Genomic DNA, 20,858 nt, shown 5'->3' on the forward strand with positions numbered 1-20,858 from the left:
ACATTCGATGGAGGTCGGGCCATACGGTGTGGTCTCACGTGACCGCTGCGGTGATCGCGGACACCGAGATCTCGTTCTTCTCCAGGATCGCGGCGACCTCACCATGAAGCAGGCAGACCACCCGATCGCACAGTGCAACCAACTCGTCGGGATCGGTACTGGCCACGATCACACACTTGTCGACGGCGACGTCAGTGATGGCCTTCCACAGCGCCTCGCGGGCGTGAATGTCGACTCCCACCGTCGGCTCGTCCAGGACGAGAACGTCGACGTCTGCGGCAATGAGGCGACCGACGAGCGCACGCTGTTGATTGCCGCCCGACAGCGAGGACATCACCGCTTCGCTTCCGGCCTCGACCTTCAGTCGATCTGTGACTGAATCACATTCGGCCTTCTCTCTGCGTTTGGAGATGATCCCCCACCGTGACAGCCTCGCGGTTGCAGCCAGTGCGACGTTCTCACGCACGGTCATCTCGGTCATCGCCGCCGCGGTTCGGTCACCTGCGAGGTAGCCGACTCCGAGGGCGAGAGCGTCCGCCGGAGTCTTCAATCGAACTTGCCTGCCGTCGATCCGAACGACGCCCGACCGCGGCGCGGTGCTTCCTGCCAGCACCGAGACCAACTCGACGACGCCGGAGCCCAACAATCCGGTGATGCCGGTGACCGAACCGGATCGCGCCGTGACGGTCACATTCCTCAGTCTCGTGCCACAGACATCGTCCAGATGTATCGACTCTCGGTCCCCGCTGCGGTACGCCGTCGGTGCGTGCATGCTCTCGACACTGCCGTCCGTATTCGCTTTCGACACTCCCAGCACGAGCCTGACCAACTCGGCTTTCGCGACGTCGGACCCGACCAGGGTTTCGACCGTCCGCCCCTCGCGCACACCCGTGACCCGATCACAGAGTTCGGCCACCTCGGTCAGGTGGTGCGAGATGTACACGACGGTGACACCCGCGGCCGCCAGTCGGCGAACCGTCCCGGTCACCATGTCGGCTTCGTTCGCTTCCAGGCCTGCGGTCGGCTCGTCGAGGATCAGCAGACGTGCGTCGCGCTCGGCGGCGGCACGAGCGAGCATCAGCAACCTCTTGTGCACGGTGGCGAGGTCACCTGCCCTCGTGTCGAGAGCGAGCTCGAGGCCCACCATCTCGAGCGCCGCCGATGCGCGCGCTCGTGCCTGCTTGCGCATCCTGAAACCGAGCCGAGTCGGCTCGGAGCCGAGCACGATGTTGTCGACGAGGTTGCTGTCCGGGATCAAGGAGATCTCCTGAGGCATCAACACCAACCGATGTTGCTGCGCGACAGACGGACTGCGCAGGATCGTCTCGGTACCGTCGATCCTCATCACTCCGGTGTCGGGCCGCTCGATTCCGGCGAGTATCTTCACGAGCGTCGACTTCCCTGCTCCGTTCGGCCCGACGAGGCCGTGCACTGTGCCCGCTCCAATGGTCAGATTCGCCTCACGCAGTGCGTGCACGCCGCCGTAGTTCTTGGAGATTCCGGACACCTCCAACCACGGCACGTCCGTACGCTGCGTCTCCGAGACTCGGACGCTCACTTCTTGCCTCCGCCCTTGCCTGCGGCGATCAGTACCGCCGAGGCCAGTACGAGACCTTGCAGCAGTGTCGAGACCCACGCCGGCTGATTGAGTTGCGTGAGTCCGGTCTGCAGGGACAGCAGCCAGACCACTCCCAGCGCCGACCCACCGACGGTGAAACGGTTGCTTCGACTCATCGCGGCGCCGAGAAACACTGCGGCATACGTGCTCAGGAGGTAGCCGCCTGCGATGTTCGGGTAATACGACGAGGCCTTCGACGTCGCGATCACCGCGCCGATACACGCTGTCGCGCCGAGCACCACGAATGCCAACACGCGAACCCTGCGAACTCGGACGCCCGCCAGAAAGGCGGCTTTGTCATTGCCTCCGATCGCATACGCGTGCCGCCCGAATCCCGTTGCGTGCATGGTCACGAAGGACACCAGGCACACGATAATCGCGATCCACACTGGGAGGTTGAGGCCCAGTATCTTCACAGTCGCGAGGTCGGTGAAGCTTGTGGGGATGTTCTGGTAGATGTTCTTGTTGCCCGAAACCATCGTTTCGAGCCCGATGAGCACCGATCCGAGAGCGAGGGTGACGATGAACGAGGACGCCCGTCCGAGCGTCACCAGAAGTCCGATCACCGTTCCTACCGCGAGCGCGAGCAACAGCGCGACAACACCGGCCAATACCCCGGGCCAACCGTTTTCGGACATCGCGACGATGACCACCGCTCCGCTGAAACCGAACAGACCGGTGAACGACAGATCGAACTGGCCGACGGTCATCGTGAAGGTGACTCCGCACGCAAGAATCACCGGTATCGCAGCCTGATTCAGTACGTCGGTGACGGTGCTCAGCGTCAGGAAGGTGTCGGGGCGCAGTATTCCGAACGTCACCACCATGACGACGAAGCCGATCGGAACGGCGAGATTCGCCAGGATCGGGAGTAGCGAGCGTGTACCCGACGACATGCTCGCCTGCGTTGCTGTCTGTGCCGGGGAGAGCGTGCCGGTCACTTGTACTCGGCCTGCCACTTGTCGACGAACGTGGCGATCTGATCGTCCGGCGAGTAGTAGTAGCCAGATCGAGGGACGTTGGACTGGTCGATCACTGTGAACTCGGCCTTTCCGTCGAACGCAGTCGGATCGATCTCCGTTCCCAAGGCCGTATGAGCCAGTAGTTGGTCGACGCCGGTCAGAACGGCACTGTCGCTGTTGGTTCCCACTGTCACGACTGGCTTGCCCTGGCGAATCATGTCCAAAGTGCTGAGGTTGTCATATCGCAGCGCATTGATCACCGTGTCGTGCCCGGACTCGGCCAACGCCGGAATCGTCTGTGTCGCAGTGAAATCACAGCAGGAGAACAGTAGTGCGGCATCAGGGTTCGCCCGAAGAAGGTCCGTTGCACCCTTCGATGCCTGACCGGGCAGGTCACCCGCAAGATTGAGGTCGACGGTCCCCACCCGCGGATGCCCACCGGCCTCGAGGATCGGCAGCGCTGTCAGGTTCGGAGCATTGCCGCCCTCGCTTGCGCTGATGGTCAGAGCCACCCACGGCGCGCCAGGTGGAAGTGTCTCGTTCATGTGCTCCGCCATGATGGTTCCGAACTCGCCGTCGGGCGCAGCGTAATTTGCATCCAGTAGCTGTTCGGGGTCGGGCGATCCGATCGCGACAGCGATCACGGGAATCTCCGCAGCCTGGGCTGCTTTCAATTGGGTAGCGATCGCTGCTGTCTCGACACCGCCGATAATGAGAATTCCGTCGACTTTCTGCTGCACGAACGTCGACAGTGCCTGATTCCAGACGGAGGGATCACCCTTGCCATCGGTCACGTTCGGCGTCCACCCGACCTTCTCCAGAGCACCGGTAGCCGTGTTCTCCCAATGCATCTGATTCTCCGATGAGCCCAGCACGTTGAGAACTCCTACCGTGCCGGTCCGAAGCTCGGTAGCGCCCACGAAGCCGTCTTCCTTGATCGCGGCCGCGCCACCGCTGGAGCACCCGGTCACGACGGAGACGGCAGCCCCCAGCACCATCGCCATGCGCCACGCATAGTTCACCTTCATTGTTTTCTCCTCGCGAAGTGGAATCCGCCCACGATGTAAGCCAGATCACAGCAGTGTGCACCGCATCTGAAAGATCGTCAATGGCTGCGCCAATATCGAATTCAGTTGGCGATGCGCTTCGAAACATCGACCAAAACCGCATCCGCACACACGAACAGAATTCGCAACACATGCTGAATTATACTTTCGCGTACGAACTGAACCACTCTCGTGGAAGCAACTTTACGTGCCAAATTCAGTCCATTTCCACACTTTTCAGCGTTAGAGATCAGGACTTTGTACAGATGGCTGGACCAATCAGTTCGGTGGAGTTGTCCACACCCCAGACCGCGTTCGGCACTGATCCCGCCACGCGGGACCACCGGATCGATGCCGACCACGACATCGACCGTGGAGTTCTCCACTCTCGACGTAGAACCCGTCGTTGACTTCGTTCGATTCGGCGAGCAAGTTCGGAAGATCAAACGACGCACGTGAATTCGATGTGCACAGATCAGACTCGGAGGCCTATCGATGAGTGTCGAACTCGAAGACGCCACCGCCTCGGCGCGGCAGGAACTCGAACCGTCCATCGCACGAATGCTCGACCGAAAAGCTTCGGCTACAACTGATCTCACACCTTATGTTCCGGTCGGCCCGGGGTCCATCGCCGGACCGTTGACCGAATTCCTTCGGCAGTACGACGACAACATCGCCGTCGGGCAGGTCGAGATCATGACCGGAGGCGCATCCAAGGAGCAGTACTCGGTTGAGGTTCTCCGCTCGAACCGACCACCCGAGCGTGTGGTTCTTCGACTCGACGCGCTGCAGAGCGTCATGGAAACCGATCGCCTGCGGGAATTCGACGCGTTGAGACTGGTCGCCCCGCACGTCGATGTGCCAGAAGCTCGATGGGTCGACCCGAACGGGTCCACCTTCGGCCGCCCCTTCCTCGTCACGTCCTTCGTCACCGGCGTCGCCAAGCCGACAGGACGGACCAACGACAGCGTTTCGGGACTGCAGACCGACCTCGACGACGAGCTCCGCATTGCATTGTCGTCGCAGTTCGTCGACCGCCTGGCTCGCATCCATGCCGTTCCTATCACCGAGGACACGGCCGGATCCTTGGGAATCCCCGACTCCGACCCACTGGAAGCTGCTCGCTGGCAGGTGAATTGGTGGACCAGGGTCTGGCACGACGACAGCGTTGCAGCTTTCCCACTCGTCGCCGTGATCGAGGAGTGGCTGTACGAAAACCTGCCCGCGCACGACGGGCTCGCCGTCGTACACGGCGACTACCGCACCGGGAACTATCTGTTCGACGAGAATACGCGCACCATCACTTCGATCCTCGACTGGGAACTTGCCCACATCGGGGATCACCACGAGGACCTGGGCTGGGCAGTGCAACGCATGTACAGCACCCCCAGCCCCGACGGTGGCCGTCTGGTGACAGGCCTGATGCCCAAGGACGAATTCCTCCGGCGGTACGAGGAGGCGTCGGGTCGGCGAGTGTCACCGGAGTCCTTGCACTACTACGAAATACTGTGCGCGTTCAAAAGCCTCGTTGCGACACTGGCATCGTCGGTGCGCGCAGCCAAGGACAATCACAGTCACCAGGACGTCCTGCTGTCCTGGTTGGCATCGTGCGGCTACGTCTTCGCCGCCGACATCTGCGATTTGATCGACAGAGGAGTTCGACCATGAATCCATCGCTCGACGTCCGAATCCAGTCCATGATTCGGGCTCTCACCGATACCGTTCTGCCGCAACTCGTTCCGGGAACTGCAGCAGCCGACCAGGCTGCACTGGTGGCAGGACACCTGGCCGTGATTCGCGATCAGATCGACATTGCAGTCGAATTCGATCGATACGAACTCAGGTCGTATTCCCTTCTCGCCGAATCGTTGATCGGCAGCGTAACGGGTGGGCCGAAGACCACATCGGCCGTATCGCTGCTGACGTCGCTCACGGCGACCCAGCGAGAGGACGGGCCGGCCGACGTCTGCGCGCACGTCGACACACTCGGAAGTGCGATCGAATCGCTGGTCCACGCCGTCGCGGTCGACGGTTCGAACGGTGCAGGCGCCAGTGTGACGGCGACCGTCGTCGACCACGAACGTCGCCGCGTCGCCGCCAACCGCAAGCTCTTTCTCGGGATGGGGTGGGAGTCGGACTCCACTGAGTTACCCGATCTCACGAAGCTTTCCGAGCTCACACCGGTGACGGCCTCGGAATGACCGAACGCACGCCGTCGGTGCGGGTATTGCGGTTCTGCCACAGCGGGTGTGGCCGATTGCGAAGCGTCACTATCGTCAGCGCGGTGTGAACGGCGAGCTGATCCGACGGATCGCTCGCCACGTCGAGACCGGTCAGCTTCTTGACTCGCGAGATTCGCTGCCTGACCGTGTTCTCGTGGACCGCCATCGCCGTCGCCGTCTTGCGCACGCTGTGCCCGGAGTGGGAGAACTCGACGAGCGTGTCGAGCAGAACCTGCTCGTCCTCCCCGCTGTTCCACAGCGCTCCCAGCGTGTGTTGAACGTAGCGTCTGATCGACGCGATGTTGCCGTTGGCCACCAGTACGCGAGCCGGTCCCAGATCGTGTGCCGTCACGACCCGCGAATGGTCGGCGTCGAAGCGGTCGAGGCATTCGACCACCTCGCAGGCCTCGGCATAGGCATCACTGATGTCGACCGGGGAGCACACGGCCGAAATACCTGCTTGCACACCGTCCTTCGGCGACAGCGCCAGTACCGCACGCTTGATGAAGTCGACGACTCCGTGTCGATCGCCCTCGTTCACGTCGACGAGCAGAGCGATGCCGTGCGCCGTACGCGTGCCGATGACGTCGGCCCGGGTGCGCGCAGACAACCGTCGAGCGAGCGTCGTGGCGTCACCGAGCTTGCCGACGACGCGAGAATCGTCGACGAGGACGACCACCTTGAACACAGTGAGGTCGACGCCGAGTCGGTCGGCTTCCTCGCGCAATTCGACGGTCTCGGAGTGCCCCTTGATCAACCGGTCCGCGAGCTCGACGGTCAGATCCGAGATCGATCGCCGCACCGCACGGTGCAGTCGGTGATGCATCGACAGATACGCAGCGGCGCGTTCGACGAAGTGCCGGTCGAATCGATCGAACGGATGCCTCACCTCAGCCATGACGAGCCAGCCGACGACGTCCGTCCCGTTGACCACCCGATCGACGAGGTATCGGCGTGCCGGACCGACAGACACTCGGGCGTCGACCACCGCAGGTGTCGAGGTGCGACTCACAGTTCGGATGACATCCTCGAGGATCGCCGACGCCTTCGGGGTCGTCAGCCCACCTACTCGCGCAACGGAACTGGCCACCTCGCCGCCTCGGGTATCGAACAACCACAGGGTGTGTCGCGCCCGGTCGACGATCACACCGAACAGATCGGCGAAATCGCTGCCGCCGCCCAATGACTCGGCTAGTGCGGTCTCGAGGTCGTGGCGACGTGTCAGGTCGTCGAACCTGTTGTGCAGTTGTCGATGACATGAGCCTGCGCAGTCGGCGGCGGGGTCGGACGTCAGCACGGATCTGCTACCTTTCCGCACGATCGAGGCTGTCGATGTGCTCCTCGTCACATGACGGTAGTCGTGTGCAAATGGTAAGTCCAATGTCCGCTGGGGTCCGACGTCGCGAACCGCTCGAACCGCTACCCCGAAAGGGGTAACTTCCGCCGACAACGACGGTGGCCGGTCACATTCTCGCTATGTTCCGACCGAACCTCGAGAAGGAGCTGACGTGGACAAGATCTGGCCGTGCGACGACGACGAAAGCAAGCGATTCCCCATTTTCACGCGGGCGAACACCGGCGAAGTGTTCGTCGACGCCGCCACCCCACTCACCTGGAGCCTTTACGGTCGCGGCGTCTACGAGAACGGTTACCGCGACGCCTTGCTGAAACTCGGCGTCTTCACCGCCGAGGACTTTCGGCCGGAGTGGGAGGGCGAGGTCGTCGGCTGTTTCGGCGGCTACGTCTACATCAACGTCTCGCTCTCGCGTGTCCTCGCCGAACGAACACCTGGGATGACCTGGCAAGCCATCGACCAGTCGTTCTTCGGGGACCAGCCGGATGCCCCGCCGTACGCGCCGCACCCGGACGACGTCAACGAAGAGTGCACTGCACGCATGACGGACTGGATGGGATCGCTGTTCGCCGCAACGTCGGTCCCCGAAATCGACGCGCACCGACACCGTATCGACGAGATCGTCGCCACCCGACCCGATCTCACGACGCTGACCGACGCAGAACTTCTGGAGCGTTTCCGTTCGCTGGTCCCCGAGATGCGCGACATGTTCGCCACTCATATGACGCAGACATACAGCTCCACGATTGTCACGGGCGTCATTGCGCAGGCGGCCGCCGCAGCAGGGAAGCCGGAACTCCTGTCGAGCCTGACCGCCGGGGTCGGCGACGTCGATTCCGTGGTGCAGTCCATAGACATCTGGAACCTGTCTCGGCTGGCGAAGTCGACATCCGTCGCTGCCAAGTTCGACAAGGGCATCGGCGATCTACTCGAACGACTCGAGTCTTCGGACAGTGCGGAGGCCGCCGAGTTCCTCGCTGCGTGGAAGGTCTTCCAGCAGCAGTGGGGATTCCTCGGGCCGAGCATTTGGGAACTGCGCTCGCCCACCTACGGCGAGAATCCGGAGATCGCGTTACGCATGATCGACCGCGCTCGCCACGTCGAGGATGCGGCGTCGCCCACGGCACGCTCGCACTCACTCGAACAGGACCGGATCGACGCCGTCAAGGTGGTCGGCGACGCCCTGGCCGGTGGCGAGTTGCACGACACGTTCATGGCCGCGGCCAACGTCGTCCCGGTGTACATGCCTGCGCGCGAACGGATCAAGGTGCAGTGCACGCGAATGATCGAGGAAGCACGAAAGACCATGCGCGAGCTCGGCGGGCGACTCACCGCAGCAGGAACCATCGATCGATGGCAGGACGTCCTGCTGTTGATGAACGACGAGATCGACTCGTTCGTCGCCGATCCGGAACCGTGGAATGACACCGTCGCCGAGCGCAAGGAACGGTTGTCGCTCCTCGAATCGTTGTCTCCACCGTTCGTATTCGACGGACCACCTCCGACGCTCGATCAGTTCACTCCTCGCTCCGATGTACGTGGCCTGACCATCGAGGCGGGAACAGTCCTCACCGGGCTCGGCGCATCGCCGGGAACGTGCACCGGGCCAGCTCGAGTGATCACCTCGCTCGACGACGAGGGTGAGTTCGACGCCGGGGACATCCTCGTCGCTCGAACGACCGATTCGTCGTGGGGGCCGCTGTTTCTCACAGCAGGTGCAATCGTGTGCGAGACAGGCGCGACCATCTCGCACGCCGCGATCGTCTCGCGTGAGCTGGGGATCCCGGCGGCCGTGTCCGTGGAGGGCGCGACGAGCCTGATTCCGGACGGAACGATCGTGACGGTCAACGGTGACGACGGCACAGTCACGGTGCATTGACGTGAGCACCCCACGACCGCTTCGCCCCCTCGGCGCGATCGAGGTTCCGCGCGCCGCGGAGCTGTACGCCGACGTGATTCGCAGCAAGATTCTCGCCGGGGACATAGAGGTGGGCGCTCGTCTACCGCCCGAGCGGACCATGGTCGAGGACAGCGGGCTCACTCGCGCTGCCGTCAGGGAAGCGTTGCAGCTGCTCCAGCATCAGGGACTGATCGTGACGAGGCCGGGCCGCGGCGGAGGATCGGTGGCCGCGCGTCCTGACGCGTCTGCCTTCATGAGTTCGGTCGATCTGCAACTGCAGGGGTGGGCGCCCGGTTCGCAGATGCTGTTCGAGGCCCGCCAAGTGATCGAACCGTGGTGCGCCGCACTGGCTGCGGAACGGGCGACGGACGACGATCTCACGCTGCTCGACGAGATCAACGCCGGGGCGGCGCACTGCCAGTCCTCGGCTGAGTTCATCGAGAACAAGGTTCGGTGGCACGCCGCGCTTGCGACGGCGGCGCACAACGAGCTCCTGTCGACGTTCATGGAGGCCGTGGGGCGCGCGATCATCCGCCAGACCGACGCAGACGACCACAGTGAGCCGGAGTCACGCGCGCAGTCCATTCGCGCACACCGCTCGGTAACCGACGCGGTCCGACTTCGAGACCGCGAACGTGCACACCATGCAATGGGCAGACACGTCCATGCCCCGCCTATCGCACATCCGAAACCGTCCGTCGATCACTCGCTACTGCTACGTCACGCGTGACCCGAACTCCATAACCGAAGGAAGGACAGCGAAGAATGCTCGAACCGAAGGACCGACTCCGACACCGCATTTCGGGAGGATTCGCACGCGAAAGCCTCGCCTACTGCGTAATCGTCCCCGGCACAGGGATCTACCTGCTGTACACGTGGGTCGACGCCGAGAGCAAAGCCGGCTACGCGTTCGCAATCTACGGCGACGGCCCCGAGCCCGCGTATTTCGCCCGCCAGGAGGGCATCGACGCGACAGGCCAGGACTTCGATCACTGGGAGATCGGCAATCTGTCGATCCATGTCGGCGACGATTTCGAGAGTGCGGTCGCGAGCTACTCCGACGACGAACTCTCCATAGAGATCGAGTTCCGTTCCATTCATGAGGCATTCGACTACGGTCGAAACCAGGCGGGTTGCCCTCCGTACCAGGCCACGAACCGGTACGAGCAGTCCGGAGTCATCCGCGGCGCGCTCACTCGCGACGGCGTGACGACGGAATTCGACGGCCCCGGGCACCGTGATCATTCGTGGGGACGTCGAGACTGGGACGCGATCCACCACTACAAGTGGTTGTCGATCGTCGGCGCGGACCGCGCCGCCAACATCATGGTGGCGCTCGTCGAGGGTGAGACGATCTACAACGGCTACGTCTTCGTCGACGACAAGCTCTCCCCCGTCGTGTCGGCGCACGTGTCCACCGAATATGACGAGCTGCAGTTCCAGAAGTCGATCACCGCAGAGGTGCTCGACGAACTCGGACGGACGACCCACATCGAGTTCCCGTCGTACTACAGCACCGCACGCTGGGACTACTCTCCTACGTTCAACTTCACCGATACGGGTATGGACGGAACGTTGGCCGGCGGACCGGTGAGCGCGTACATCCAGTACACGTGGCCGCGAATCTATCTTGACCACCTTCTGACTCGAGAACCTCACGCTCCGAACTGAACTCGCGACGGGGAGCACGGATGCCCTCCGGTCGCGGGAGGCCACCCGACGCCGTCGAAAATTGGACCAGCCATTCGACGGTCTCGATCACGGAAAGCGTCGAGCACCCTTGCGGTAATGGTCAAACCATTCTATGGTTGATATTAAGTGTGATCCAGCACACGTGCCGCGATTCGGCGGATGATCGATGGGACGAGAACAGTGCCGCGATTGGCTATCAACACCGTGACCGATATCGAACAGCGGAGGATGCCCGTGTACCGACGGGTCCTCCACGCGCCGACCCGAGCGAAGTACGGTTCGGACTACCTCGACGACGAGATCGTCGTCCAAGTACTCGATCTTCACCGCGTGGTACGTGAGCGATTGAATCTGGGCGTGGCCTCCGATCCGACCAAGCTTCTCCGGGACCCGGTCGTGGTCAAGAATTTCATCGCACGTACGTGGGATGCGACGACGTACCGGTTGTCCACCGAGTCGCACACGGGTACCGGTTCGATGGAACTGGTCGGACTGCTCACTCAGCTACGTAGGCTCGAGAAGGTCGTCGACGGCTTCACCGCAAGCCTCGCTTCACGAGCGCGCCGCCGGACGGCTCAAGCGATCGTCGGACTCGCCCGATGCAACAGCACCGACGAACTCGTCCACTCGGTCCCGTCCGCCATCGGATTGCTCGGCTTCGATCGGGCGGTGTTCTCGCTCGTCACCGGAGATAGCTGGACACCGCTGTCGTTCCACAGCCGGATCGACCAGTCGGCAGCAGAAGGTCTTCTCGACCGAATCCGCGACGACGCCTACCGCCTTCCGAAATCTGCTCGCGAGGTCCGCTCTGCCCAGGTGTCGGCGGACACCATGCGCAGGCACACCGATTCGCACGAGGGCTACGAACTGTGGCAGCAATCGCGCTCCAAATCGTTCTGGGTCGTTCCGATACTCGAACGCGCCAAGGTCGTCGCCCTAGTACACGCGGACTGTTACTTTCAGGATCGACTCCCCAGCAAGATCGAGGTGGGTGCGCTGCACGCACTGTGCGAGCAGTTGGGCCACGCGCTGTCCTCGCGACGTGCGTTGGACCGGTGGGCGGAGGCGTTCTCGTCCGGACCGTCGGAGTTCGTCTCACGTCGTTCGATCCCCCACGCGATCGAACGACGCAGCAGCCGAACGGATTCCACGATACTCACCCCGCATACAGGAGTGGACGAGGCCGACGGCGTGATCTCTCGAACCGCTGCGGACATGCAGTTGTCGCACCGCGAGCTCGACGTGGTCCGACTGATGGCAGAGGGTCTGACCAACGGCCAGATCGGACGACGTCTGATGATTACCGAGGGGACCGTCAAATCTCATGCGAAGCGCATTCTCCGCAAGACCGGATCAGCCAATCGTGCCGAAGCCGTGGCGATCTGGATGAACACCGGGCACAAGACTGCTGTCTGACGAGAACGAAGGGTACGACACACCAGTGCAACTGATGCTGATCAGACATGCTCGCCCACATCACGTCACGGATCCGACGCGGGTCGCCGATCCTGATCTGACCCCTGAGGGAGAACGGCAGGCGCAGGACCTCGCCGACTTCCTGACCGCCGCACCGCACGGTGTCGTGACGTCACTGTTCGCCAGCACCATGCAACGAGCGGTCCAAACGGCGACCCCGCTCGAGAAGGCTCTCGGTTTGCCGTTCGACACGGATCCGCGCATCGTCGAGGTGGATTCGGGATGGACGTCGTATGGAGTCGGTTTGGACACGTATCCGAGCCGCCGCGCAGCATGGGACGACATGAACAGAGGAAGACTGGGCGACAACGTGTTCGACCCGAACGAGTTCTCCGCCCGAGTCGTCGCCGGGCTGGAGGACATGATCGCTCGCGACAGCGGCAACGATTCCATTGCTGCGGTGGTCTGCCACGGCGGAGTCATCAGCGCCTATCTCGCACACATCTTGAAAATTCCTCGAATGTTCTTCGTGGACACCGCATACACATCGATCACCCGAATCAACGCAGATGCCGACGGCTACCGCGAGGTCATATCGGTGAACGAGGCTACGCACGTCCGACCGTGAGAAGCCGTGGGCGGTGGAACCCGATCCTCCGCCCACGGCCTGTTCGACTGAGTCTCGTGAACGGCGAGATCGCCGTTCACGAGACGAGCAGGTTCTCCCGCACCGCATCGATGTCCGAGTCGAGGAGTCCGCAGGGCCCGGTGAGGTAACCGACCACTCCGCCGTACTCCGCATCCAGGTGCTCGAGTGTTGAATGCATTGCCTCGGCGGGTGATTCGAAAAGCCCACGCCCGACTTCGGGGTCCAAGCCCGCGTCGTGGAAGAGGTGCGCGTAGGTGTCTATTCGATTGGGCCGCAGGATCCCGGTCAATGCGTAGTCCTCGACAACGACTTCCCTGGGGACTCCGAGGACGGACAACACCAGAGCGACGAACACTCCGGTGCGGTCCTTACCTGCTGCGCAGTGCACCAACACGGGCAGATTCGACGGATCGGCGAGAAGCCGAAACGCCTCCCCCAATACATCACTGCGGCGAGAGAGCATACGAATGTAGAACTCGAACATGCTGTCGGCGTCGAACCGCGCAATCTCGCCGTCGAGCAGCATGCGCATGTAGTTCGTGTCGGCTCCCTCACCCCCCTCGGCGATCGGCAAGGTCACGAGATTCGCGCCCGACACATCCGCCCAGGCGGACGGCGCTCGAACCGATTCCCGTTCGGCCCTGAGGTCGACCACCGTGCGCAGTCCGAGCGACCCGAGGGCGTCTCGTGCTTCCGGCCGATAGACGGCGTAGGTGTCACTGTCGCCGATCACCATCGCCTCCGACCGGTACAGGACGCCTGCGGACACGGATCGGCCGTCGACCGTCCGCAGACCGCCGAGGTCCCGTAGATTCGACGTTCCAGGAAGGGCCAGGCGAGTATGTTCCAGAGTCATCGACTTGTCAGTCCCCGATGACCAATGCCCTTGTCGGGCAGCGCCTGACGGCTTGCTCGACACTCTTTCGCTGATCTTCGCCCGGGGATTCGTCGAGAACTTCGAGTTCACCGTCGTCGTCGATCGTGAACACGTCCGGTGCAGCGAACTCGCACTGTCCGTGGCCTTCGCACAGGTCCCAGTCGACCTCGATCTTCATGGTCGTCATCCCTTCTCCACTCGTACGCGCAGACGCTTGAAGGCGTTGAATTGATTGGTATGCAACCGATCCGGCGGAGCCAGAGGCCGAATCCGCAGCCCGCGGTCCAGCACGGACTGGAAGAACGTAGTCACCTCGGCACGTGCCAGGTGCGATCCCATGCAGGCATGGATCCCCCACCCGAATCCGACGTGGTCGTTCTCTGCTCGATCGATCTTGACGACGTCCGGATCGGCGAACACCCGCGGATCACGGTTGGCCGCCTGAAACCAGCACACGACCTTGTCGCCCGCCTTGATCGTCGTACCCTTCCAATCGACGTCGACTGCCGCGGTTCGCCTCATGGCGCGAATCGGGGTGACGTACCGCAGCATCTCCTCGATGGCAGGTCGCAGCAGCGAATGATCAGCCACCAGTTTGTCCCACTCGTCGGGGAACTCGTCGAACGCAAGGACGGTACCGGTGATCAGGTTGCGCGTAGTCTCGTTCCCCGCACCGACGAGCACGAAGTAGTACGCAGCCAGGTCTTCCCAGCCGAGCGGCTCGCCGTCGAGTTCGGCGTGTACGAGTTTGGACACCATATCGTTTCGCGGCTCGGCGCGTCGTTGTTCGGTGAGTTCGCGGAAGTATCCGAACATCTCCTCTCGCGCGCGTTCCTTCTCGTCGGGGCTTCGCATGAACTCCGGGTCGTCCGAGACCACGCGGTTGGTCCAGTCGAGCAGAAGCCCGCAGTCCTCGAGCGGAACTCCGAGGACTTGTCCGAGTGCCTGGATCGGAAGGAGAGCGGCGGCAGAATGCACGAACTCCACTTCGCCCGCATCCTCGATGCGGTCGAGGATGCTCTTCACCGACACGTCGATGACGGCCTGCCACTCCTTGATCTTCACCGCGCGCAGGTGCGGCGCCGCGAGCTTGCGCAGCTTGGTGTGTCGCGGCTGGTCGGTGTTGTGGACCGTACTCGTCCCGCCCTCGACTTTCCGGCTGAGGATCTGGGTACCTTCACCATTGACGAACCTCTTGGGATCGTTCACCACCTCGATGAGGTCCTCGTATCGGGTCACAGACCAGAATCCTGGGCCGTCCGACTCGTCGTTCCAATGAAGCGGCTCGTCCGATCGGAGCCGCGTGAACATGCCGTTCTCGACGCCGTCGATGAACGGGCCGAGATTCATCAAGTCGATGGACGACTGCTGCTGCACTGTCATTCGCCGTCACCGACGAGGAAGACCAGCCCTGTCTCACCCGAGGTGTCGAGTCGGACGAGCGTGCCGTCGGCCGGGATGGTCTCGCCGCGAGAGGTCTGGACACCGTCGGTGAACTCGGTCGACATGACGCAGGGGATCCCGAATTCTCGCGAAAGGATCCCGAGGTGACTCTCCGGTGCTCCCTGGAGCGTGATGAGGCCCGCGACGCCCGACATCAGCGCCGGCGACATGAATGTGGTGGTGCCGCCGCGAGAGATGACGACGGTCGAAGTCACGTCAGGACCGTCGATGAATTCGAGCACCTCTTCGGGCGAGTCCAGGAATCGAATCGTTCCGGTTGCTCCGACGGCCGAGGTGAATGCCTTGACACCGGTGCCGATCTGATTCTCTGCCACGACGCTGTTACCCATTTCGTCCCCTTCGACGGCAAGCCCGATGAACTGGCTTGACAAATTGTTAGACCAATTGCTGAATTGTGTAGCGGGGATCACACCGCGTCAATCGATCCGGTCGCGCCTGCCGACGTTTCCCTCTTTCGAGGGATCGGCTGCGCGAACCCAGTCCTCGGTCGGAGGATGAACCATCGACACGACCATCCGCCAGGAGGTGACGAAATGAACGACGATGCTATCGAGCCTGCGCTGGACGCGGCGATAGTCGCCGTTTCCACAGCCGCCATCGGGATCGGCGCGAGCGTCCGCGACGCCACCCGCGGAGTACTCGACACCGCCACCGCTCTCGACGCACTGAACGCGGCAGAGTCCGCGAACGATTCACGAGCGGTCGGTGATCGCAGCCGGGACACCATGTTGTCACTGCGCGCCGCTCGCGCCGACCTACTGGCGTTCCAATTGGGACGGCAACGCTCGATGCTGGCCGAACTCACCGAGTGCCTCGCGCGGCTTCGGGCCGCGATGACACTCGACGATCTCGTCGAATCCATCCCCATCGAGACCTCCGGTCTCGGCTACGAACGAGTCATGTTCTCGTGGATCGAGAACGAATTCTGGGTGCCACGATCCGCTTATTGCGCGAGCGGCGCGATGGAAGCCAATGCCCTGCTCGACGCCGGGCGGCAGCCATACGTCAGCACAAGGGAACTCATGGAAGTCGACGTCGTACGGAAGCGTCGGCCCATTCTGGTTCTCGATGCGAAGACGAACCCCAGAGTGCACCCGAAGATCTCACCTGTGTCGCTGTCGACGACGTACACCGCTGCGCCGGTGGTCGCTCGGAATCACGTTGCAGCGATCCTCCATGTCGATCGCAACATCGAGACCGGGCAGACCGACGAGTTCGACCGCGACCTCCTCGGTCTGTTCGCACAGAGCGTCGGCGTGATGCTCGATCGACTCCTCGAATCCGACGACACTGTTCGACGCGCACTACCACCGGCCGCGACGACGAACTGGATCGAGGTGTTGACCGTTCGAGAACGTGAGGTTCTCCGCTTGATGGCGGAGGGGTCGACCAACGCCCAGATCGGTGCTCGCCTGTTCATCAGCGAGGAAACCACCAAGACGCACGTGAAGAAGCTGATGCGAAAGATGGGCGTGCACAATCGCTCACAGGCCGGCGCGATGTACCACCGCCAGCTGTCCGGCTCTGCGTGACGCCGAGTGTCCCACGGCGTCACGCGCGCCTCACACGTGATCCATCCCTTCGGCAGCCGACCAGAAGCGTCCCAGCATCTCCATCGCCCTGCCTTCTTCGACGATGGGGCCGTAGCCGCGATCGACGCTGTCCTGGAAATCGTAGAAGCCTGCTGCGAGCATGTCGTCCCAGATCCCCGCAGCCTTACCCACAGTGCCGACGAAGTCGGTGTAGTAGACGTAACTGCCGGCGAGGATCTTCTCGCGATCCGACATCGCCGCAATACGCGGATAGAGCTGCGCCGCGCCCTTTTCCGCCTTGGCAGCCAGCGGCGCCAACTCGTCCTCGCGCAGAAGCCTGATCTCGCTGACCGGTGAGTCCGAACGCTCGCGCACGTACACGGCATAGCCGGTCAGGTGTTTGAGATAGTTGGATGGAGTGGTGAACATCGTGCCGATGTCGACGACGCTGCTCGAAATCTGCTGCTCACCTTCGAAGAACAGAACCAGCGTGACCGACCACGGAAGGTCACGGACCGCGTCGGCCCATGGATATCCCGGGTCGTTGAGGACGTGGTCGCGCACGAGCGCCCATCCGCCGCCGGGCAACGGATAGGGGCCCGTGTCGGCAACCCCGTTCCGGCAGTCGAAATGCAGTAGGAACGATGCCAGCTGGGTACTGCCGTTGAAACGCTGAAAGTCTTTGCGCGCCTGCGGATCCTTCGCCAACGGCGTTCGATCCGCGATGAACCGATCGACCCACTCGGATCCGAGCAGCGGTGCGTGATATCCCCTGCCGGAGAGGAACATCGGACCCTGATCGTTCCACATCCCTCGGTACAGCCTGCGCGTGAATTGCATCGCGCCCTTCAGATCCTCGGTTCGATCACCCGGCTTCTCGTGTCCGAGATCCAGTGCGATCGACCGTCCCAACGCCGACGGAACGCCTGCCGCCCAGATGTGCAGCGGATTGAGTTTGGTACCCACTTCGTTCCTGATCCGTCCGCCGATCTCGCGGAGACCGTCGACCCCGACCGCGTCGGTGATCATTCGGTGGAATCGAGGGTGATGCTGCCACTGCAGATACGTGCCCATCACCTCGTATTCCTGACGAGGGATCAACCCGGATTCCCCCTCGCTGATTCGGGCAGCGAGAATATCCCAGAGATTCCAACCGTAGTAATCGAGAAGATCGTTCGCCTCTTCGTTCGTCAGCTCTCTGATCAGCGACTCGTCGGTGAGGTTCAGGACACCGGTGGACATCTTGCCCAGCATGATCTCGTGACCGGCGGTGCCGCCCGGCACGCCCCTGGTATCGACGGGGACGAGAACAGCATCGGGTTCGTCGTCGGCGGCATGCGGCACCTCCTCAGCGCCACGTGCGTTCTGTGCCAATACTCTTCCGACCGGTGCACCGGTGATATCCAGCCTGACCACGGTCCCGTCGGCAGGAACGACTTCGCCGCGCGCATTGGTCTCACCGACGCTGAATGCCACCGACATGATGCACGGAATTCCGTACTCTCTCGACACGATTCCCAGATGGCTGGTGGGCGCACCCTGCAGCGTGAGAACTCCGCGCGGTCCTGCCACCAATGCAGGCGTCAGAAAGGTCGTGGTGCCGCCTCGAGCAATGACGATGCAATTCTCGACGTCGTCGCGTTCGACGAAGTCCATCACTGCATCTGGGGTGTCGAGCCACACCGTCGTGCCTTCGACGAGTTCGGTGTCCTCGAACACCGCGATACCGCGTCCGATGGTTCCGAATGTCGTCGAACTGTCCACAGTCGTCATCCTTGGTCTCCTTCTATGTGGTGTGAGATCGAGCCGACATCTCGGTTGACCGACAGCACGGCCCGAGCGTGCTCTGTGTCGAAGTTCTCTTCCATCATCGCTTTTCGACGTTCGACGAATTCGGGATGCCATCCTTCCTCGATGTGCATGAGCCCGGGAACTCCCGCGACGTTGCACGGTCCGCCTGCGTCGTGGGACTGCAATCCGCCCGCCGGCCACACGGCGAGCGCGGACCGGGCGTCGGCGCTCACTTCGGTCGTTCGGCCGAGCTCGTCCACGAGGACGAAACGTGCCGCCGTGTACGAGAAGTGCTCGACGTCCCGCTCGATATCGACGTCGATCGATGCCACCGGAGACTGCACACCATCACGGTCGACGTAGCCGAGCTGGTAATGCTTGTCGAGGGCAGAACCTTCGAGAAAGTTGATCGCGATGTCGGACCCGGATTGGATGTTGACCCATCGGTACTGGTGGATCGCCGTCCAGTCACGGCGTCCCCACGAGTGGTCGCGGTGGCCCGTCGTGTCGAAGTCGACGGTTCTGTCGCCGATTCGGATCGAGCCTCGAACGAGGCCACTCTGTTCCAATCGGTTGTCCGCCAACCAACTCGGGCATCCGTCGGCGTTGTCGTGGTAGGTGAAAGGCGGCGTTGTCGCCTCGAATCGGTAGTCCAGTGCCACACCGTCGTGATCGAACGTGACGTGGGCGTCCTTGTGTGCCTCGCCGTGCCGCACGGTGAGCGGCCCCACCGTCCAGTCGTCGAAGTCCGCCTCGGGAGACATTTCCACGCCCTCGGTGTGGAACTGAAGTATTCGCTCGTTGTCCTTCCCGAAGACGAGCCCCATCGAACCCGCCCGATGCTGTCCGTCCACCCAGGTATAGGCGATGACGCCGATGTCCTGGTCCGGAAGAAACAGAATGAAAATCAGGCTCTCACGTTCCAACGCAGTGGATTTCAGTACGTGCCTGCGGTCGTCGCGATCCGTCAGAGTGAAGTTCACGAGCCTGCCCCGATCACAGTGCTGTCCACTGTCGTTCGGACCGAGGGGAATCCACCACCGGTGATGAAGACCGGCGCAAGAATCTCCGCTGCACGTCCGCCGGTGAGAGTCGGCCAGGCCTTCTTGGTGAGTTCGGTGGGAGCATCGAATCCCATCTGTCGGATCTCGTCCCACATGTCGACGTGCTGCGCGATCGGGCGGAAGAAGTCGTGCGAGTACACCGTGATTCCGTCCCAGATCTTCTCGTCCGCGGACTTCTTCGCGAACGAGCGGTACAGATCGAGCACGCCTTTCTCGGCGGCAACCGATATCCGACGCATCTCTTCGTCGCCCAGGACACGAAGCTGCGACATAGGAGTGTCCATGGTGTCCCTGGCGAATACGACTACCCGGTCGAGACTGTCGAGGTACGTCGACGGCGTCGTGAACGTCGTTCCGATGTCGTTGATCTTGACCTCGATTCCTTCGTCTCGGAAAACCATCACCTCGGTCACCGCATAGGGCATTCCCTCCGCGACCGTCGCCCACGGATAGGCCGATTCGTGCAGGAAGTGGTCTCGGACGAGCGCGAATCCGCCTCCCGGCAACCGGTAGGGTCCCGTGTCGCCCATACCGAGGCGATTGTCGTAATGCAACATGAATCCGAACAGCTCGGTGGTGGCATTGAATCGTCGAAAGACACTGCGGTGCTCCGGATCTTCCACCGACACAGCCGCTGCGACGAGTGGGTCGAGCACGTCGCGGTCGAGGTGAGGAAGTTCGAATCCGCGCCCCGACGCGAGGCCGGGTCCATCGCCCCACGTGCCGTGCCAGAGGCGCCGACCGAATTGAATACACGTCTCGACGTCGTGCCTCGATGCAACCGGGTCGACGAGGTCGAGGGTGACACCGATTCCGCGCCCGAGAATGGCCATCAGGGCGCTCGCATAGTTGCGGAGGTGATTGACTTTCGTGCCCACTTCTCGCTTCGACACCCCGCCGATCTCGACCAGGCCGTCGATGCCGATTCGCTCGGTGACGGCGCGCATCGCCTCGGGATAGACGTCCCACTGCTGCACGAACGACAACGTCTCGTACTCCTGGCGCGGAATCAGCCCCGACTCGCCTTCGGTGGATCGAGACGCCATCAGTTCCCACAGGTTCCAGGCCATGTATCCGAACCAGCTGTCGATCTGGTCGTCGTCCAGTCTGTCTGGTTCCACATCGGCCGCCGTGGTGTCGACGAACGGGTGCGGATCGCGTCGGCGCATCTCGGTGTCTCCTGGAATCCCACCAGGTACTTCCGCCATGAATTTCTCTACGAATGCTGCGAAATCTGTCATCTCGGTCATGGATCGTCTGCTTTCTCGACG

General features: G+C 62.6%; 19 protein-coding genes. 8 read left to right on the forward strand and 11 right to left on the reverse strand.

The window, feature by feature from the left end:
* Positions 1-34 precede the first annotated feature (34 nt).
* Genes CHB96_RS16855 through CHB96_RS16865 form a run of 3 tightly spaced genes read right to left on the reverse strand, consistent with a single transcriptional unit; the run spans position 35 to position 3,608 of the window.
* A complete protein-coding gene (locus CHB96_RS16855) occupies positions 35-1,558 on the reverse strand; it encodes a sugar ABC transporter ATP-binding protein (RefSeq protein WP_176444336.1) in 1,524 nt (507 codons plus the stop codon).
* Positions 1,555-2,559 (reverse strand): ABC transporter permease, encoded by a 1,005-nt coding sequence (locus tag CHB96_RS16860; RefSeq protein ID WP_089248226.1) that lies wholly within the window; start codon positions 2,557-2,559, stop codon positions 1,555-1,557. The genes CHB96_RS16855 and CHB96_RS16860 overlap by 4 nt, the downstream gene beginning before the upstream one ends.
* Entirely contained in the window at positions 2,556-3,608 is a 1,053-nt protein-coding gene (locus tag CHB96_RS16865; RefSeq protein ID WP_089248228.1) for a sugar ABC transporter substrate-binding protein, read from the reverse strand. The genes CHB96_RS16860 and CHB96_RS16865 overlap by 4 nt, the downstream gene beginning before the upstream one ends.
* Positions 3,609-4,121: 513 nt before the next feature.
* Here CHB96_RS16865 and CHB96_RS16870 point away from each other — a divergent pair.
* Both CHB96_RS16870 and CHB96_RS16875 read left to right on the forward strand, forming a co-directional pair.
* On the forward strand, positions 4,122-5,294 hold the full coding sequence (locus tag CHB96_RS16870; protein WP_089248230.1) for a phosphotransferase family protein: 1,173 nt from the start codon (positions 4,122-4,124) through the stop codon (positions 5,292-5,294).
* On the forward strand, positions 5,291-5,827 hold the full coding sequence (locus tag CHB96_RS16875; RefSeq protein ID WP_089248232.1) for a hypothetical protein: 537 nt from the start codon (positions 5,291-5,293) through the stop codon (positions 5,825-5,827). Before CHB96_RS16870 ends, CHB96_RS16875 begins: the two co-directional genes overlap by 4 nt.
* On the opposite strand, the gene CHB96_RS16880 is transcribed toward CHB96_RS16875, so the two are convergent.
* On the reverse strand, positions 5,802-7,145 hold the full coding sequence (locus CHB96_RS16880; protein ID WP_089248234.1) for a PucR family transcriptional regulator: 1,344 nt from the start codon (positions 7,143-7,145) through the stop codon (positions 5,802-5,804). The two genes, CHB96_RS16875 and CHB96_RS16880, sit on opposite strands and share 26 nt — an antisense overlap.
* 211 nt (positions 7,146-7,356) lie before the next feature.
* Here CHB96_RS16880 and CHB96_RS16885 point away from each other — a divergent pair, with 211 nt between their 5' ends.
* The 5 genes from CHB96_RS16885 to CHB96_RS16905 all read left to right on the forward strand — a co-directional run bounded on the left by CHB96_RS16885 (position 7,357) and on the right by CHB96_RS16905 (position 12,838).
* Complete coding sequence (locus CHB96_RS16885; protein WP_089248236.1) at positions 7,357-9,081, forward strand: PEP-utilizing enzyme; 1,725 nt, start codon at positions 7,357-7,359, stop codon at positions 9,079-9,081.
* 1 nt (position 9,082) lies between these two features.
* Positions 9,083-9,832, forward strand: a complete 750-nt coding sequence (locus tag CHB96_RS16890) for a FadR/GntR family transcriptional regulator (protein ID WP_176444337.1) — start codon at positions 9,083-9,085, stop codon at positions 9,830-9,832.
* Positions 9,833-9,867: 35 nt separating this feature from the next.
* The gene (locus CHB96_RS16895) at positions 9,868-10,773 is read left to right on the forward strand and encodes a DUF7064 domain-containing protein (protein ID WP_089248240.1); all 906 of its coding nucleotides are present in this window, start codon (positions 9,868-9,870) and stop codon (positions 10,771-10,773) included.
* A gap of 210 nt (positions 10,774-10,983) precedes the next feature.
* The gene (locus CHB96_RS16900) at positions 10,984-12,210 is read left to right on the forward strand and encodes a LuxR C-terminal-related transcriptional regulator (protein WP_176444338.1); all 1,227 of its coding nucleotides are present in this window, start codon (positions 10,984-10,986) and stop codon (positions 12,208-12,210) included.
* Between the two features lie 34 nt (positions 12,211-12,244).
* A complete protein-coding gene (locus CHB96_RS16905; protein WP_245865783.1) occupies positions 12,245-12,838 on the forward strand; it encodes a histidine phosphatase family protein in 594 nt (197 codons plus the stop codon).
* A 76-nt stretch (positions 12,839-12,914) separates the two neighbouring features.
* Here the strand turns inward: CHB96_RS16905 and CHB96_RS16910 are convergent, their stop codons facing one another.
* From CHB96_RS16910 to CHB96_RS16925, 4 genes are read right to left on the reverse strand one after another with little or no spacing between them, the layout of a single operon-like run.
* The gene (locus tag CHB96_RS16910; RefSeq protein WP_089248246.1) at positions 12,915-13,715 is read right to left on the reverse strand and encodes a tyrosine-protein phosphatase; all 801 of its coding nucleotides are present in this window, start codon (positions 13,713-13,715) and stop codon (positions 12,915-12,917) included.
* Between the two features lie 7 nt (positions 13,716-13,722).
* Complete coding sequence (locus tag CHB96_RS16915; protein ID WP_371829025.1) at positions 13,723-13,923, reverse strand: ferredoxin; 201 nt, start codon at positions 13,921-13,923, stop codon at positions 13,723-13,725.
* Positions 13,920-15,119 (reverse strand): cytochrome P450, encoded by a 1,200-nt coding sequence (locus CHB96_RS16920; RefSeq protein WP_089248248.1) that lies wholly within the window; start codon positions 15,117-15,119, stop codon positions 13,920-13,922. The genes CHB96_RS16915 and CHB96_RS16920 overlap by 4 nt, the downstream gene beginning before the upstream one ends.
* Positions 15,116-15,529 carry a PEP-utilizing enzyme gene (locus CHB96_RS16925; RefSeq protein ID WP_089248250.1) on the reverse strand — a complete coding sequence of 138 codons (414 nt, stop codon included), beginning with the start codon at positions 15,527-15,529 and terminating at the stop codon, positions 15,116-15,118. Before CHB96_RS16925 ends, CHB96_RS16920 begins: the two co-directional genes overlap by 4 nt.
* A gap of 204 nt (positions 15,530-15,733) precedes the next feature.
* Between CHB96_RS16925 and CHB96_RS16930 the strand changes: the two genes are divergently transcribed.
* Positions 15,734-16,732 carry a helix-turn-helix transcriptional regulator gene (locus CHB96_RS16930; RefSeq protein WP_089248252.1) on the forward strand — a complete coding sequence of 333 codons (999 nt, stop codon included), beginning with the start codon at positions 15,734-15,736 and terminating at the stop codon, positions 16,730-16,732.
* Positions 16,733-16,762: 30 nt separating this feature from the next.
* On the opposite strand, the gene CHB96_RS16935 is transcribed toward CHB96_RS16930, so the two are convergent.
* Genes CHB96_RS16935 through CHB96_RS16945 form a run of 3 tightly spaced genes read right to left on the reverse strand, consistent with a single transcriptional unit; the run spans position 16,763 to position 20,837 of the window.
* Positions 16,763-18,505 (reverse strand): PEP-utilizing enzyme, encoded by a 1,743-nt coding sequence (locus CHB96_RS16935; protein WP_089248254.1) that lies wholly within the window; start codon positions 18,503-18,505, stop codon positions 16,763-16,765.
* Positions 18,502-19,506: a DUF7064 domain-containing protein gene (locus tag CHB96_RS16940; RefSeq protein WP_089248256.1), complete on the reverse strand. Its 1,005-nt coding sequence runs from the start codon at positions 19,504-19,506 to the stop codon at positions 18,502-18,504. Before CHB96_RS16940 ends, CHB96_RS16935 begins: the two co-directional genes overlap by 4 nt.
* Positions 19,503-20,837 (reverse strand): hypothetical protein, encoded by a 1,335-nt coding sequence (locus CHB96_RS16945; RefSeq protein ID WP_089248258.1) that lies wholly within the window; start codon positions 20,835-20,837, stop codon positions 19,503-19,505. Before CHB96_RS16945 ends, CHB96_RS16940 begins: the two co-directional genes overlap by 4 nt.
* Positions 20,838-20,858 lie beyond the last annotated feature (21 nt).

The organism is Rhodococcoides kyotonense (genome assembly GCF_900188125.1).
Taxonomy (GTDB): domain Bacteria; phylum Actinomycetota; class Actinomycetes; order Mycobacteriales; family Mycobacteriaceae; genus Rhodococcoides; species Rhodococcoides kyotonense.